We start from the raw sequence: 15,633 nt of genomic DNA, 5'->3' as shown, positions 1-15,633 counted from the left end.
CGGCGCCGGCGCCGGCGCCGGGCTGGTCGTGGGCGCCCTGATCATCCAGCACACCTCGTGGCGCTGGATGTTCGGCGCCGAAGCGGTGTGCATCACCCTGGCGACCCTCATGGTGATCGCCTGGGTGCCGGAAAGCCCCGAGCGCCACAGCAAGCGCGTCGACATACCCGGAGCCGTGCTCCTGGCCGGCGGGCTCGTCGCCCTGCTCCTGGCGATCACCGAAGGCACGAAGTGGGGCTGGCTCTCCGCCGGAGTACAGCTGCTCTTCGCGGCCGCCGTGGTGCTCTTCGCCGCGCTCGGCGTGGTGTCGGCCCGCCGGTCCGACCCGATCCTCGACCTGCGGCACATCACCCACCCGCCGATGCTCGTCACCAACCTCGCGGCACTGCTGATCGGCATCGTGCCGTTCTTCTTCTACGTCCTGGTCCCGCAACTGCTGCAGCTGCCCACCGGTCTTCCGCCCGCGCTGCGCCCGGCGGCCTCCTACGGAGCCGGCCTGACCATCGTCCAGGCCGCCCTGCTGATGCTGCCCGGTTCGCTCTGCGTCGTCCTCGCCGGCCGAACCGCGCACTGGCTGCGCGGCCGGCTCGGCACCCGCGCACCCCTGGCCGCGTGCATGGCGCTGATGACGTCCGGAGCCGTGCTCACCGCCTTCTTCCACAGCTCCCCGGCGCAGCTCGCGCTGTGGTTCTGCCTGCTCGGCCTCGGCGCGGGCTACGGATACGCGGCGCTCGCCGACCTGGTCGCGGCCCTCGTGCCGCGCCGTGAGATCGCCTCGGGCAACGGACTGAACACCGTCATCCGGACGGTGGGCAGCGCCGTGGGCAGCCAGCTCGCCGTCGGCTTCCTCCAGTCCTTCACCGTGCACGGCACGCTCGTGCCCGCCGAGAAGGCGTTCACGGTGGGCTTCTGGGTCGCCGCCGCGCTCGGCGCCCTCGGTATCCTGCTCGTCGGAGCCCTGCGCATCCGCCCGGACCACCAGGACCCCACACCCGAGTCCACCGTCGCGGCACCGGCTCCGGCCCTCAGCAACCGACGCTGACCGGCCAGGCCACCCAGGCGGCAGGACCGCGTGACTGCCGCACCGAAGGAGTACGACCATGCGCGCCGACCGCACCGGACCGCCCCGCGGACGCCAGAAGGAAGCCGACCGCAACGACGGGCAGATCCTGCGCGCGGCACGCGAGGTCTTCGCCGAACACGGCTGGAACGCCCCCGTCTCGGAGATCGCCCGCCGTGCCGGCGTGGGCATGGGCAGCCTCTACCGGCGCTACCCCGCCAAAGAGGACCTCGCCCAGGCGCTACGGGTGGAGAACATGAACCAGATGGCCTCCCTGGCCCGTACCGCCATGGCCGACCACGCCGACCCCTGGGACGCGCTCGCGGCCTTCCTGCGAGCAGCGCTGTCCGCCGCCGACACCGGCTCCCTCCTCCCCCTCATCGGAGGCCGCCTGCCCGCCACCGACGAGGTCGACGCCGCAGACCGCCGCCTCCGGAGCGCACTCGACGACCTGGTCGCCGCCGCCCACCGGAGCGGCGCACTGCGCCCGGACGTCACCTCGGCGGACCTCCCGCTCCTTCTCAACCACCTCAACACCCGCCTGCCCACGACCACCGAGCGCGCGGCCGAACTGCACCTGCGCTACCTGGACCTCGCCCTGAGCGGTCTTCGGAACCCCGCGAAGACGGGCGTCCAGCCCCCCAGTCCGCCCGACTGGGAGGAACTGAGAGACCTGTGGAACTCCCCGTGACCGGCAAGGACCCGCCCGCACGCGCTGATCGACGAGTAGGGCATCGCCTACCTCGAGTGGGACCACAACCGCGACCTGTCCGAAGACCGCCGCCACGCCCTCTTCACCCTCGCCCAGCTCACCGCGTCGACGGACTCCGTCCCACCCCGCCTCCGCCTCCCGGGCCTCGACCCGGACCTGACCTACACCGTCACCGTCCGCCCGGAGTTCCCCTTCACCCAGGCCCACCCCAGCACCGCCGCCCCCTGGATCACCCACGGCACGCTCCGCGCCCGCGGCGCCGTCCTCGCCGCCCTGGGCCCGGCGGCCCCGCTGCTGGACCCGGCACAGTGCCTGGTCCTGGAGGTGAGGGCGACCGACGACCCCGACCGGGGTTGATCAGCCGGACCGGATCTCGCTCCGGGCGCCGACGCCCATCCTGCCTCCAGGACGCCCTGCCTTGGCAGCCTTGTGCATATCCCGGCGGCGTCCCGGCATGGTGGGGGCGCCATCCGCGACCTGCGCGAGCGCGCCAACGGCGGCTTCCGTGGATCCCGTCGTGCTCAGCAGGGTGACGGGTTGCGGAAACGTTCAGAAGAAGCCGAGCTTCTTGGGACTGCAACTCTGGAAGACGTTCTTCGTCTGCTGGTGGTGCACGAGCGGCATGCCGACTGACCAGCGCGAACAGTCGCGCCGAGGCCGGAACCCCGCGACTTGGTCCGGGAACGGCCCGGATCTCCAGGGCGCCGGCTGGTGACCGTGGAAGACGGCCGTTCCATGTTCTGCTCCTGGTCGGCCCGACGGCTCTGACCGCCGCGACACAACTTGGTCTGCCACCGCGTACGCCGCACCGACGCCCGCGTCTGCGCCACGCCACGGGCCTGGCCGGGGTCAGGACCCGGCTGCAGCCCGGTGCCCGCGCCATGCGAAACGGCTGGGTAGAAGTTCCTCGCACCACGGGCTCCCATTCGTACTGCGACGGGCGGGCGTTCTGGTGTCCTGCGCCGGACGGAGTATTTCGGCAGCGTCGTCGAACGCTGTGCACGCCATCGCCTGAGTGACTCGGTAGCTTCTCGATCGGGTGCCCGCGCACAAGGACGCCCATCGGCGCTTCTGTGAGGGCCTGTCGACGACGGCCCGAGACGAGGAGGCAGCATGTCCCGACCTGTCACTGTGGGAGTAGACGGCTCCGAAGGAAGTATGGCGGCGGTGGACTGGGCCGCCGACGAGGCGGCACTGCGCGGCGACGGCCTGCGACTGGTGTACGCCACACGGTGGGTGGAGCATCAGCTGGGGGCGATGAAGGTGTCGCACGAAGACCGTGCCGGTGCGGCGGAAGGCGTGCTGGCCGAGACCGAGCGGCGTGTCGGTTCCCGGCAGCCGGACCTTGCCATGACCGCCGACGAGGTCGAAGACGCCCCCGTGAGCGTGCTGCTCGCCGCCGCCGACGAGGCGGAGCTGCTCGTCGTGGGCTCTCATGGACTGGGCGGCGTCCGCGGGTTCATCGTCGGTTCGGTCGGGCAGGAGGTCGTCGCCGAAGCGAAGCGTCCAGTGGTTCTCGTCCGCCCCGGATACGAGGAGGACGGCTCCGGCGCGTCCCAGGGGAACAGCCGCCGGAAGGTGGTCCTCGGGCTGGACGTGAACGAAGTCAAGGACGAGCTCATGCACTTCGCGTTCGACTTCGCAGGGCGGCACCACGTCCCGTTGGAGATCGTGCACACGTGGCACGAATCCTTCGTCCACCGCCCCGACGCAGCCGCGAAGGACGAGATGGCGTCGGCGCTCGCCGGCGCGGTTCGGCCGTTCCGGGACAGGTTTCCGGACACGGAGGTGGCGGAGGTGACCGCACCGGGACGGGCAGCCGAGCATCTCATCGAGGCCGCGTCGGATGCGCGCCTGGTGGTCGTCGGTCGGCGCAGGGCAGCCAGGGGCGCTCATGTCGGATCCATCACCCACGCCGTCATCCACCACGCCTCGTGTCCTGTGGCCGTCGTGCCGCACACCTGACAGGTGGGAGCACCGGCACTCGGGGGAGCCGGCACAACGTCCACGTTTCGCTCCGTCGATGCCGAGGCGCCCGAGCGTCTCGGAGGCTCCATTCCGTCGCATCGGATGCCTTCCTCGTCGGCGGAATGCTCTTCGCCCTCGGCGCCGGGGTCGCCCAGTTCGGCTCGGGGGACCCGGCTCGGTACGTTCGTGCCGTTCGCCGGGGCGCTCAGCCCGCTGATCCGGACTCCCGACGTGTCGGCTGCGTGCTATTCCCGGTTCCGGGCCATCTCACGTCCGCCGAGATCTGCCATCGCTCCCGGCCCTGCATCCGCGCGCCCTGCATCCGCGCACCCTGCATCCGCTCGCGCGGCCTCGGCCGGCGGGCGGTCGCGGTGAACCGTTTCTGGTCGGTGTTTTCCATGGCCACCGCGTGGGCCGCCTTCACGAGGCCCACCACACTGAGTCTGGTCGACACCGGCATCCGATGTTCGCGTCGGCCGTGCCACGGGCCGCGGCGGTCGGCGCTGCGCCGGGGGACGGGCACGGGCCGCGGGGTACGCGGGCGTCACGAAAGGTGCCCGCCGATGCCCTGGAGGTCGGCCTGCTGCGCGAGGGCGCGGCGCGCCGGGTCGGTGAACTCCCGCTCCACCGACTCCTGCAAGAGACGCATCTCCGCATGGACCGGGGGATGCAGCTCCGGTGGAAGGGCGTCGAGCAGGCCTTCGAGTACGGAGCGGAGCCTTCGGCAGATCTGGACGGACGAGCTTCCGTACTCGCGGATCTCGCAGACGGCGAGCTGGAGGTAGGTCTCCCAGGTGCGCCCCGAGAACACGAGCCGGGCTTCCCCGTGAGCGTCTGCCAGGACGTGACGGCCGGGGAACCGGGCCGTGCCGACCGTGTGCAGGAACCGTTCGATGTAGTTGACCACCTGCACGGCGGTCGTGGGGTCGTTCACCGCCGGCGACAGCGCTCTGATGGCGATGTCGACGAGGACGCGCAGGGCGAAGGCGGGGTCCTGCTCGATGGTGCGCTCGTCCCCCAGGGCGACAAGACCGAGCACCCGCGCCGGATCTGGCAGGGACCTGCCCCCATGGACCTCGACAAGCACGCCGCCGGGCGGTACGGAGTCTCCGGTCAGCCGCGGCACGACGAAGACGCAGTCGTGGCGGGCCGCCTCCGCCAGCAGACCGGACACGTCGAGCGCCTGAACGGCGCCTCCGGTTTCGGTACGGACACGCATCACCGGCCCGCCGGACGGAAGAGGCCGGTCGCCGCGGGGTGCGGCGTCCCGGATCGAATCGGCGCCCTCGGCGAAGACCTTCTCGCCCAGCCGCGTGACGAGTTCGGCGATGGCCACCGGCCGCAGCCGGTGGGTGAACCGGTTGAGGTAGACGAGCAGGAGCACGAGGCTGACCGCCACCGCCGCGCCCGCCAGCGTGACCCCCAGGTCGGGGACCGATCCGGCCTCGACCCGGCGCAGCAGCGAGAAGGAGAACGCGAACGTCCCCGTGAAGGTCGCCAGGACCGCTTTCTGCAGCCGGTCCCGGTACCAGAGGCGCATGTATCGGGGGGAGAGCGTGCCCGTGGCCTGCTGTACCACGAGCACGCCGATGGTGACGACGAACCCGAGCAGGGCCACCATCGCGCCCACGATGGCGGTGAGCACGCCGCTCGCCGTCGTGGCGGAATAGTGCCAGTCGCCGGGCACCTTCGTGCCCTCGGCCAGGAGGGCGAGCTCGGCGAGCAGGACGCCGAGGAGCAGGCCGAGCGTCGGCAGGACCCACAGGCTGGCCTTGACGCGCTGCCGCAGCCTGAATCTGGCCGCCCAGGACATCGTGACACCCAATGTCGCGCCTCTTTCGCACGGAGGAGTCGGGTACTCGTCCCACACGGAGCCGAGGCCTCCCGCGACGGGGCCGTCCCGCGCCCCACCTCACGGTAAGGCGGTTGCCGGACCGGCGCAGCAGCAGCGCAGCCGTCACGTCGCCCCGTCCTCTCGTCAGGACGGGCCGTCCCCGCCGTCCTAAGCTGATCGGGTGCCGCCCGACCCACTTCATCCGCGGCGTGCCGGTTCCCCGATCGGGCCGGCCGGGCTGAAAGGGGCCCACCATGGACGACTACCCCCTGATCGAGGACCACGGTCTGATCGGTGACCTGCAGACCTCGGCCCTGGTGACGACCGACGCGACGATCGACTGGTTCTGCTGTCCCCGGTTCGACTCGCCCAGCGTCTTCGGCTCCCTGCTCGACCGCGCGAAGGGCGGTCACTTCACCGTTCGGCCGGCCGGGTGTGCGTACACGACCAAACAGCTCTACCACCCGGACACGGCCGTCCTGGTGACACGCTTCATGACCGAGGCGGGGGCGGGAGAGGTCGTCGACTTCATGCCGGTGACGGGGACCACCGCGACGGACCGGCACCGTATCGTCCGAATGCTCCGCTGCGTACGCGGCAGCATGACGTTCGAGGGGGAGATCGCTCCGCGCTTCGACTACGGCCGCAAGCCGCACGAACTGCACCTCACGGAGCACGGCGCCCTGTTCACCTCGGAGAGCCTGAGCCTCGCCGTCCACCCCGTCCGCGAGCCGGGGGACGAGCACCTGCTGAACGTCCTTTCGGGTGACGCGGACGACCTGCGCTTCTCCTTGAGCCTGCGGGCGGGGCAGCAGCGCGGCATGGTCCTGGAATCGGCTCCCGACGGACCCCCGCGCGAGGTCCGGCTGGAGGAGTTCCACCGGCTCTTCGACGGGACGGTCCGGTTCTGGCGTTCCTGGCTGGGACAGTCCACCTATGCCGGCCGTTGGCGGGAGGCGGTCGAGCGTTCGGCCGTGACCCTGAAGCTGATGACCTACGCGCCGACCGGCGCCGTGGTCGCCGCCCCCACGGCGGGTCTGCCCGAGCAACTGGGCGGAGAGCGTAACTGGGACTACCGGTTCACCTGGATCCGTGACGCCTCGTTCTCGGTGTACGCCCTGCTGGGCCTGGGTTTCAGGGAAGAGGCGTCCGCGTTCATCAACTGGCTGCACGACCGCGTGAAGCAGGAGGCGGGCCGTGGGAACGGCTCCGGGCCGCTGAACATCATGTACCGGGTCGACGGCTCCAGCGACCTGGTCGAGGAGACACTGGAGCACTGGGAGGGGTACCGCGGCTCCGCCCCGGTCCGCATCGGCAACGGGGCCGCGAGCCAGCTCCAGCTGGACATCTACGGTGAGGCGCTCGACAGCATCTACTTCGCCCACGAGCACGGCATGCACCTCGACCACGGGGGCTGGAAGGCCCTGCACACCCTGCTCGACTGGCTGGTCGACCATTGGGACCAGCCCGGCGAAGGCCTTTGGGAGACCCGCGGCGGCCGGAAGGACTTCACCTACGGTCGGGTGATGTCCTGGGTGGCCTTCGACCGCGCCCTGCGGATCGCCTACGACGACGGGCGCCCCGCGGCCGGCGGGCGCTGGGTGGACGCGCGGGACGAGATCTACGCACAGGTGCTCGACCGGGGATGGGACCCCAAGAAGCAGGCCTTCGTCCAGCACTACGGCGAAGACGTGCTCGACTCGGCGCTGTTGCGCATGCCGACGGTCGGTTTCATCATGCCGGACGATCCGATGTGGAAGTCCACCCTGGAGGCGATGGAACGCGAGCTGGTGAGCGACAGCCTGGTCTACCGCTACAACCCGGAGGCGTCACCCGATGGGCTGCGCGGCTCCGAGGGAACCTTCTCCCTGTGCACGTTCATGTACGTCGACGCCCTGGCCAGGGCCGGACGGCTCGACAGCGCCAGGCTGGTCCTGGAGAAGATGCTCACGTACGCCAACCACCTGGGCCTGTACTCCGAGGAGATCGACCTGACGGGACGGCAGCTGGGGAACTTCCCCCAGGCCTTCACCCACCTGGCCCTGATCGACGCGGCCATCACCCTCGACTCGATGCTCCAGGAAGCGCGAAAGGTCTGAGGGGCGGGGCGTCGCACCGCGGCGGCGCGTCTCAGCGCGGGTCGGTGCCGGGCGCGGGGCCGAACAGGACGACCGTGTCACCGTCCCGCGCCACGGCCTCCTGCCTGTCGGTGACGGGATCCAGCCGGTGGTCGACCCGCACCACGAAGAGGGTGTCGTACCCCGGAGGCGGGGGAGCGGTGGCCGGCTGAACCAGGAACCTCGCCCCGCGCCCGTGACGCTCCGCGAGAGCCGGTCGGGCCAGGGCGCGGCCGAAGAGGACGTCGCCGCCGGTGTACGGCGCCATCACACCGTGGCTGTCGTGCGGCGGCCCCACCCGGTAGACGGGTCCCTCCACGTTGTCCTGCATCACGACCGAGGCGAGCGCGTTGAAGTCGTCGTCGTCGGTGGCCATGACGACGGCCGTGATCCCTTCCAGGCGTGCACCGGGATTGATGGCCGTCGCCAGCAGATCGCCCGTGGTCAGAACGAGACCGGCCCGCCTGATCTCCTCCCGCTGCTCGTCCAGTCCCGCCCACATCAGTACGTCGAGGCCGGCCGACCGCAGCGCCCTCGCCAGGTCGACCACCCACGGCTCGCCCCCCACCAGGAGCACCCGCATGCCCGTCGTCTTGACGACGCCCAGCCGTCTGGCCACGGGCGCCGCCGTCAGCGCGTACAGCACCACGGTTCCCACGATCACCAGGAAGGTGACGGGAAGGATCTTCGCGGCCCCCCTCACCCCCCGGTCCACCAGACCGGTGGAGAAGGTCGCCGCCGTCGCCGCCGCGACGATGCCGCGTGGGTCCATCCATCCCACGAAGGCGCGTTCCCCGCGGGTGAGGTCCGTGCGTGCCGCCGCGCCGAAGGCCACGATCGGCCGGACCACCAGGACGAGGATCGCGACCAGGCCGAGCGCCGGGAGGAGCACCGGCACCAGGGACGCGGGCGTGACGGTGGCGGAGATGGAGATGAACAGCAGTCCCAGGATCAGCTGTACCAGCGTCTCCAGGAACGGCCGGCGGACGGGCATGTCGAAGCCGCGGATGGCGGCGACGGCCAGCCCCGTCACGATGGCGGCGATCAGCCCCGTGTCGTCCCGCGCGATGTCGCAGCCCGCCGATACGCCGACCACGACGGCGAGTTGCGCCAGCGTTCCCAGGGTCTCGCCGAGCCGCAGGGTGCGCAGGGCGAACCACAGCAGCGCGGTTCCCACGGCCCCGCCGGCCAGCCCGACGGCGAGGCTGAGGGCGAACTGGCCCAGTTGGTGGCCCCGGCCGATGTCGACCTGTTGCGTCGAGACGATGGCGTGGAAGGTGAGGGCCCCGAGAATGGCGCCGATCGGGTCGGTCAGCGTTCCTTCCCAGATCAGGATGTGGCGCACCCTGTCGCTCGGACGCACGAAGTCGAGGATCGGCCCCACCACGGTGGGCCCCGAGACGACGAGGATCATGCCGAGCATCGCGGAGACGCGCAGCGGGACGTCGAACATCGGCGCTGCCACCGCCCCGACGACGAGGAAGGTGAGCAGCACCCCGTACACGAGCAGCCTGCCCACGGTCCCCCTGGTGTGGCGGGCGAGTTTGCGCAGGTCGAGGCCCAGGCCGGCGTCGTAGAGGATGACGGCGACGAACAGCGACACCAGGGCCGACGCGTCAGGTCCGAAGAGCTCCTTCGGATGGACGACGTCCGTCATCGCGCCGGCGGCGAATCCGACGGGAAGCAGGACGATCAGGGACGGGACGCGCAGTTTGTTCGCCAGGATCTGCGAGCCGACGGCGAGGACCACCGTCAGTGCGAGTCCGAGAAGGATCTCGTCGTCGGTCACAGCGGATTCCTTCGTCTGAACGCGGCCCCGGGGCGCGTGTCCGGATCGGGTACGGGAGGGTGCTCAGCTCTCGTGTCCCCCACCGTCACCGCCGGTGCCGCTTCCCCCGCGCAGCTCGGAGTCGGTGAGTTCTTCCAGCTCACCGTGGGTGTCGAGCCAGTAGAGGAGGACGACGGCCGGCACGACGGCCACCAGGGCCACCAGGGAGACGACCGCCAGCCACGTCAGTGTGGCGGGCGAGCCCGCCGCGTCGGCCACGGTCAGCGAGGTGGGGAGCAGATAGGGCCGCTGGGCCATGCCCCAGGCGACGATCGCGGACGCGACCACTCCGACCGCCGTGACGCGCACCCACGCCTCCGGCGTCCGCAGGAGCAGCCAGGCCGTCGCGAGCGCGGACGTTCCCGCGACGACGACGAAGAGCAGCCCCAGGCCCCGGGTGAGCCCGTGCCACACATAGGGGGAGTCCTCGTGGGTGACGAATCCGGTGACCACGGCCAGGACGGTGAGCACCGCCAGACTGCCCAGGGCCCGCCGCCTGAAGTAGGGGATCAGATCGGGCGCGTTGAACCTGTGGGCGTCCCCGGCGAGGAACACCGCGCCGAGGAAGGCCGTGGTCGCGACGGCGACCAGCCCGAACACCACCGAGGTCGGGCTGGTCCACACATCCGCCGAGGCCTCGGTGCCGGGAGCCACGCGCTCCGACGCGACCCCGCCGACCGCGGCGCCCAGGAAGAACGGCGTGACGACCGAAGCCGAGGCGAAGACGGCACCGTACACCCGCCGGCCGGCGAGCCGTCGGGAGGGTTTGCGGAGCGCGAAACCGGCACCGCGCAGGACCATGCCCACGACGGCCAGGGCGAGGGGGAGCCACATCGCGGAGAACACGGTCTGGAACAGGACGGGGAAGCCGGTCCACATCACGACGAGGACGAAGATCAGCCAGACGTTGTTCACCTCCCACACGGGAGCCATGGCGTGGTCGATGAGCCACCGGGGACGTCTGCCGCGTTCCGCTCCTCCCGCCGTCAGGTCCCAGAAGCCCGCTCCGTAGTCCGTACCGCCCGCGCAGGCGTACGCCGTCACGGCCAGCAGCAGCACCACGGCGATGAGGTCGGCGGTCACGGGCGGTCACCCCCGGGTCGGTCGGCTCCGCCCCTGGTCGCCGGGACGTCGTCCGGGGAGAGGGGGGCTCGCGGCCCGTACGGGAGGTCGTGCTCCGGTGGGTGGCCTGTGCCCACCGCGGTCTGTTGCCCGTCGGCGAGCCGCCAGCGCGTGCGCATCTTGAGCAGGATGACGAGGAAGGAGCCGAAGAGGAGCACGTACACCAGCATCACCACACCGAGCATGATCCACAGACTGGTGGAGCGGGTTGCCGTCACGGCCTCGGCGACCCGCATGTTCTGGTACACGATCCAGGGCTGGCGTCCCACCTCGGTGGCGATCCAGCCGCACTCGACGGCCACGACGGAGCCGACACCGGCACAGGCCGCGGCGCGGTAGAACCACGGCGAGGCGGGCAGACGACGGTGCCGCAGCCAGACGAAGCCGTACCAGAGGGCGAGCAGCACCAGCACGGACCCGATCAGGACCATGATGTCGAAGGCCCAGTGGGCGATGGTCGCCTGCGTGGCCGTGGGGCGCTGGTCCGCCGGGACGGAGGTCAGTCCCACCACCTCGGTGTCCGCGCTGAAACCGGCCAGGAACGAGTCGAGCAGCGGGATCTTGATGCCGCCCTTGACGGTCCCGTCCTCCTGCAGACGGCCGAAGAGGTACTCCGGCACCCGCGTGTCGGTCTTCCAGACGATCTCCATCGCGGCGAACTTCACCGGCTGCTTGTGGAACACCGACCGGGCGATGGAATCGCCGAGGACGAACTGCACCGGTGCGGCGACGGCGGCGATGGTGAACGGCACGGCGAAGCCCAGCCGGTGGTAGCGGTCCCGGCGGCCGCGCAACCAGCCCGTGGCGTAGACGCCCGCCACCACGAAGCCCGCGGTGAGGATCATCCCCACGACGAAGTGCCAGTACTGCGGCCCGAACATCGGCGTGAAGATCGCCTTCCAGACGTTCACGTCGACCGGATTTCCTCCGGAGTCGAGCGAGAAGCCCTGAGGCGTGTTCATCCAGGAGTTGGCGGCCAGGATGCCGAACGCACCGAGCAGAGCGGCGAACGGCAGGGGCAGACCGAGGAGGAAATGCGTCCGCGGTTTCAGCCTCCGCCATCCGTACAGGTAGATCGCGATGAGCACGGCCTCCAGGAAGAAGGCCCAGGCCTCGACACCGAATCCGACGCCGAAGACGTCACCCCACCGTCCCATCAGGCCGGGCCACAACAGACCGAACTCGAACGACAGCACCGTGCCGGTGACGATGCCGAGCGCGAACTGCACCGCCATCACGGCAGACCAGCGACGTGCCAGGAGGAGCGCCGTGGGGTCGTCGCGGCGCAGTCCGCGGTAGTGCATCACCAGGGTGATGAGGGGGAACGCCACGCCGAGCGGGACCAGGATGATGTGGGAGGCCAGAGTGAAGGCCATGAGTTCCCGGGCCGGCAGGAGCTGGGCCGGGGCATCTGCCAGCAGATGGAGCGAGGTGGGCATGCGCGCCTTCGTCGTGCGGGTGGGGGAAGGGCGGGGAAGGCGTCATCCGCCGGTGGCGAAGCCGGGGAAGAGAGTCATGCCGCCGTCGACGTACAGGGTGGTTCCCACCACGTAGTCCATGAGATCGGACGCGAGCGCGACGACGGCGTGGGCGATGTCGTCGGGGTCCCCGACCCGGTCGTACGGGATGAGCCTCAGGAGGTCCTTCTGCGCTTCGGGCGTCTCCCAGGCCGCGCGGTTGATCGGCGTCTTGATCGCTCCCGGGGCCACCGCGTTCACGCGGATCTTCTCCGGCGCGAGCTCCTGGGCCAGGGTCTGCATCATCATCTGCACGCCGCCCTTGGACGACGCGTAGTTCACGTGGCCCGCCCAGGGGATGACCTGGTGCACGGAACTCATGCAGATGATCTTCCCGGCGGAGCGGGACACCTCGGGGACCACGCCCCGGCGCCGGAACTCCTTGGTCGCCTCCCGTGCGCACAGGAACTGACCGGTGAGATTGACGTCGATGACCTTCTGCCACTGGGCGAGGGTCATCTCCGTGACGGAGGCGTCCCGCTGCAGCCCCGCGTTGGCCACGAGGACGTCGATGGTGCCGAACTCCTGGACCATCCGGTTCATCATGGCGACGACCTGGTCCTCCTGGGACACGTCGGCTTCGTACGCCGCCGCGCGCACCCCGAACGAGGCGATCTCCTCGACCACCGCCTCGGCGGCCTCACGATCCGCCACGTAGTTCACGACCACATCGGCGCCGGCTCGGCCCAGGCCGATCGCCGTGGCTTTGCCGATGCCCGAATTGGCTCCGGTGACCAGAGCCTTCTGACCATGCAGCAATCGCGCCGGGATCACGCCCTGCGGTGCTCCCACCGTGGAATCCATGCCGTCCTGCCTCCTCGCCGCGCGGTCGCGCTGAGCCCCGGCCGGCGCGGCCGGGCAGCGCCACGCAATCACCTGGCGAGGCGGTCGGCATCTCCTCGAAATCGCCGTTGGGCCATTGGGCTCAGCGCCTTCGTCCGGACAGAGCAGTGCCGCCTCATGCTCAGCCCAGCCGCTCCAGGAGGTGGTCGCCCACCCGGAGGGCGTTGGCGATGGCCGTCAAGGACGGGTTGACCGCGCCGATGCTCGGGAAGAAGCTCGTGTCGACGACGTACAGGTTGTCGAGGTCGTGAGCCTTGCAGTTCACGTCCAGCGCGGAGTCGGCGGGATCGGTGCCGAAGCGTACGGTGCCCGCCTGGTGCGCGGTCGCTCCGATCGGCATCCCCTTGTGCAGGTAGATGCTGTGGGACAGCAGGCGGTGCTCGTGCATGCCCAAGTGGCCCAGCATCCCCTGCAGTTTGTGCCTCAGGCGCTTCAGACCCTCGATGTTGTTCTTCTCGTCGAGAGCGAGCCGGATGCGCCCGTCGCCGTCGAGGGTGACCCGGTTGTCCGCCAGCGGCAGATCCTCACCGCACAGCCAGAAGTCGACGGCGTGATGGGCCAGTACCTCGAACGGCATGTCGGGAGTCACCGCGCCGGCCCACCGGGGCGCCTCGCCGTGGATCTGTTCGGCGTCCGACTTGCCCAGCATCTGGATGCCGCCCAGCGGGAAGTCCCAGTCGTCCGCTCCGAGGTACCAGTCGTGCAGGGCCAGGGTCTTCTGGAACTGGGTGTCGTTGGGTTCCTTCGACACCGCCATCAGCGCCAGGTTGTTGTGCCGCATGTAGAACCGGCCGACCACGTCGGAGCTGTTCGCAAGACCACGGGGATGGTGCTCGTTCGCCGAGGCCAGCAGCAGCGCGGCCGAGTTGACCGCCCCGCAGGAGACGACCACCACGTCCGCCGTGAACCGGACCTCCGAGCCGTCCGGCAGACGGCCGACGACCGCGCTGACGCGGCGTCCCCCGTCACCGGTCTCCAGCCGGACCACCTGGGTGTGCGTGACCATCTCGACGTCGGGGTGGTCGAGGGCCGGTTCGACACAGATCACCTCGGCGTCGGACTTGGCGCGCACCAGGCAGGGGAAGCCGTCGACCCGGTTGCATCGGATGCAGACACTGGAATGGGTGGGCCGACCCCCGTCCTCCTGGCTCAGATCGACGCCGATCGGCAGGTGGAACGGGTGCAGACCGCGCTTCTCCAGGTCGTCGCTCAACTGCTGGATGCGCGGCTCGTGCTCCACGGGCGGATACGCGTACTGTGCGCTGACCGGGCCCTCGCCGGGATCCTCGCCGTGCCGCCCGTGCACCAGGTAGAGGTGCTCGGCCTGGGTGTAGTACGGCTCCAGGTCCTCGTACCGGATCGGCCAGGCGGGGGAGACGCCGCCGTGATGACGGAGTTCGCCGAAGTCCTCGGGCCGCAGCCGGAAGAGGGCGGCTCCGTAGAACTTGGTGTTTCCGCCGACGTAGTAGTTGACCTCGGGCGGGAACTCGGCGCCGTGCTTGTCGAGCCAGAACTCCGGGGCCCGGTACTTGCCCTTGACGAACACCGCCGTCGAGTCCCAGTTGTCCCGCTCACGCGGCAGGTAGCCGCCCCGTTCGACGAGGAGGACGCGTTTGCCCGACGGAGCGAGGCGATGGGCGAGAGTGCCCCCGCCCGCGCCGGTGCCGATGATGATGACGTCGTAGTGAGGGGTGTCGCCCACGGCGACCACCGTCCTTGGGATCACGGCCCCGACCTGGTGTCAGGCACCTGGCACCCCCCGCTGGGCGAGGGCCCAGGGGTCCCACCTTCCTCGAAAGTATCCGCCCTGCCCGTGGACGGCGACCGGAGCGGTGTCCACGGCGCGCGGCCCCGTCACAGCACCGCGATCGGGTTGACCGGCGATCCCGTGGCTCCGGGCAGCCGCAGAGGGGCGACCACGCACAGGAAACTCCAGCGGCCGGCCTGTGCGCAGACCGGGGCGAGGTCCTCGAACTGCAGGTAGTCCATGAGGTGGATGCCCATGGCGTGGATGGCCAGGACGTGCACGGGGAAGGCGACGTCCCGCACCGCGCTGGGCGCGGTGTCGTTGTTGCCGTCCCCGCCCAGGGCCGTGACCTCGCGCTCGGCCAGGAACTCCACGGCGGTCGGGTGCAGTCCCACGCGGGCCTCGGCCGAGTTCCACGGCCCGCGTGCGATCCGCCGAAGACGGTGCCCCACCCTCACGAACAGCAGGTCGCCCGCTCCGACGTGAACCCCCTGCGCGGCTTCGGCAGCCTTCAGATCGCCCCGTGTCACATGGTCCCCCGGTTCCAGCCAGGGGACTCCGCGCAGCCGCGGAATGTCCAGCAGCACACCCCGGCCGACGAGACCGTCGGAGAGCAGGTCCACGGAGAGACTGCGGGCACCCTCGGCCGTCAGGGTGCTCGCGGGCACCCCGCCGTAGAGCTCCGCGTCGAACACGACGTGACAGAGCGCGTCGAGATGGCTGTCCGCATCGCCGTGCACGTTCATGGCGAACCGGTCGGTGGCGAAGCACAGGGCGTCCGAGCGGATGTCGCGCGGGCTCGGTCCGGTCATCCGGTGCACCGCCGGCTCGGGATCGTCGGGGCCCCGCACGGTGTCGATCGGAGCCGCCAGCGACACCGTGCGG

General features: G+C 70.6%; 12 protein-coding genes. 5 read left to right on the top strand and 7 right to left on the bottom strand.

Annotated elements, in window-relative coordinates:
- The 4 genes from CCN56_RS30040 to CCN56_RS30025 all read left to right on the top strand — a co-directional run.
- Positions 1 to 1,042: MFS transporter (locus tag CCN56_RS30040; protein ID WP_086831087.1), on the top strand; the 1,042-nt coding region annotated here is incomplete at its 5' end.
- Positions 1,043 to 1,100: 58 nt separating this feature from the next.
- Positions 1,101 to 1,751 (top strand): TetR/AcrR family transcriptional regulator, encoded by a 651-nt coding sequence (locus CCN56_RS30035; protein WP_086831086.1) that lies wholly within the window; start codon positions 1,101 to 1,103, stop codon positions 1,749 to 1,751.
- 42 nt (positions 1,752 to 1,793) lie between these two features.
- Positions 1,794 to 2,129, top strand: a complete 336-nt coding sequence (locus tag CCN56_RS45995) for a GH36 C-terminal domain-containing protein (RefSeq protein ID WP_086831089.1) — start codon at positions 1,794 to 1,796, stop codon at positions 2,127 to 2,129.
- 756 nt (positions 2,130 to 2,885) lie between these two features.
- Positions 2,886 to 3,737: a universal stress protein gene (locus CCN56_RS30025; protein ID WP_086831085.1), complete on the top strand. Its 852-nt coding sequence runs from the start codon at positions 2,886 to 2,888 to the stop codon at positions 3,735 to 3,737.
- Positions 3,738 to 4,284: 547 nt separating this feature from the next.
- On the opposite strand, the gene CCN56_RS30015 is transcribed toward CCN56_RS30025, so the two are convergent.
- A complete protein-coding gene (locus tag CCN56_RS30015; RefSeq protein ID WP_086831083.1) occupies positions 4,285 to 5,553 on the bottom strand; it encodes a DUF2254 domain-containing protein in 1,269 nt (422 codons plus the stop codon).
- A 275-nt stretch (positions 5,554 to 5,828) separates the two neighbouring features.
- Between CCN56_RS30015 and CCN56_RS30010 the strand changes: the two genes are divergently transcribed.
- Positions 5,829 to 7,673, top strand: a complete 1,845-nt coding sequence (locus CCN56_RS30010; protein ID WP_086831082.1) for a glycoside hydrolase family 15 protein — start codon at positions 5,829 to 5,831, stop codon at positions 7,671 to 7,673.
- Between the two features lie 31 nt (positions 7,674 to 7,704).
- On the opposite strand, the gene CCN56_RS30005 is transcribed toward CCN56_RS30010, so the two are convergent.
- The 6 genes from CCN56_RS30005 to CCN56_RS29980 all read right to left on the bottom strand — a co-directional run.
- Positions 7,705 to 9,480, bottom strand: a complete 1,776-nt coding sequence (locus CCN56_RS30005) for a sodium:proton antiporter (RefSeq protein WP_086831081.1) — start codon at positions 9,478 to 9,480, stop codon at positions 7,705 to 7,707.
- Between the two features lie 63 nt (positions 9,481 to 9,543).
- Positions 9,544 to 10,602, bottom strand: coding sequence for a cytochrome d ubiquinol oxidase subunit II (locus CCN56_RS30000; protein WP_086831080.1), 1,059 nt, complete (start codon positions 10,600 to 10,602; stop codon positions 9,544 to 9,546).
- Positions 10,599 to 12,080 carry a cytochrome ubiquinol oxidase subunit I gene (locus CCN56_RS29995; protein ID WP_086831079.1) on the bottom strand — a complete coding sequence of 494 codons (1,482 nt, stop codon included), beginning with the start codon at positions 12,078 to 12,080 and terminating at the stop codon, positions 10,599 to 10,601. The genes CCN56_RS30000 and CCN56_RS29995 overlap by 4 nt, the downstream gene beginning before the upstream one ends.
- A gap of 42 nt (positions 12,081 to 12,122) precedes the next feature.
- A complete protein-coding gene (locus CCN56_RS29990) occupies positions 12,123 to 12,962 on the bottom strand; it encodes an SDR family oxidoreductase (RefSeq protein ID WP_086831078.1) in 840 nt (279 codons plus the stop codon).
- A 160-nt stretch (positions 12,963 to 13,122) separates the two neighbouring features.
- The gene (locus CCN56_RS29985) at positions 13,123 to 14,703 is read right to left on the bottom strand and encodes a GMC oxidoreductase (RefSeq protein ID WP_086831077.1); all 1,581 of its coding nucleotides are present in this window, start codon (positions 14,701 to 14,703) and stop codon (positions 13,123 to 13,125) included.
- 152 nt (positions 14,704 to 14,855) lie between these two features.
- The coding region (locus tag CCN56_RS29980; RefSeq protein ID WP_256962240.1) for a cyclase family protein at positions 14,856 to 15,633 on the bottom strand (778 nt) is incomplete at its 5' end.

Source organism: Streptomyces sp. NRRL B-24572, from assembly GCF_002156145.1.
GTDB classification, from domain to species: domain Bacteria; phylum Actinomycetota; class Actinomycetes; order Streptomycetales; family Streptomycetaceae; genus Streptomyces; species Streptomyces vietnamensis.
This window is presented reverse-complemented; position numbering and strand designations above follow the sequence as displayed.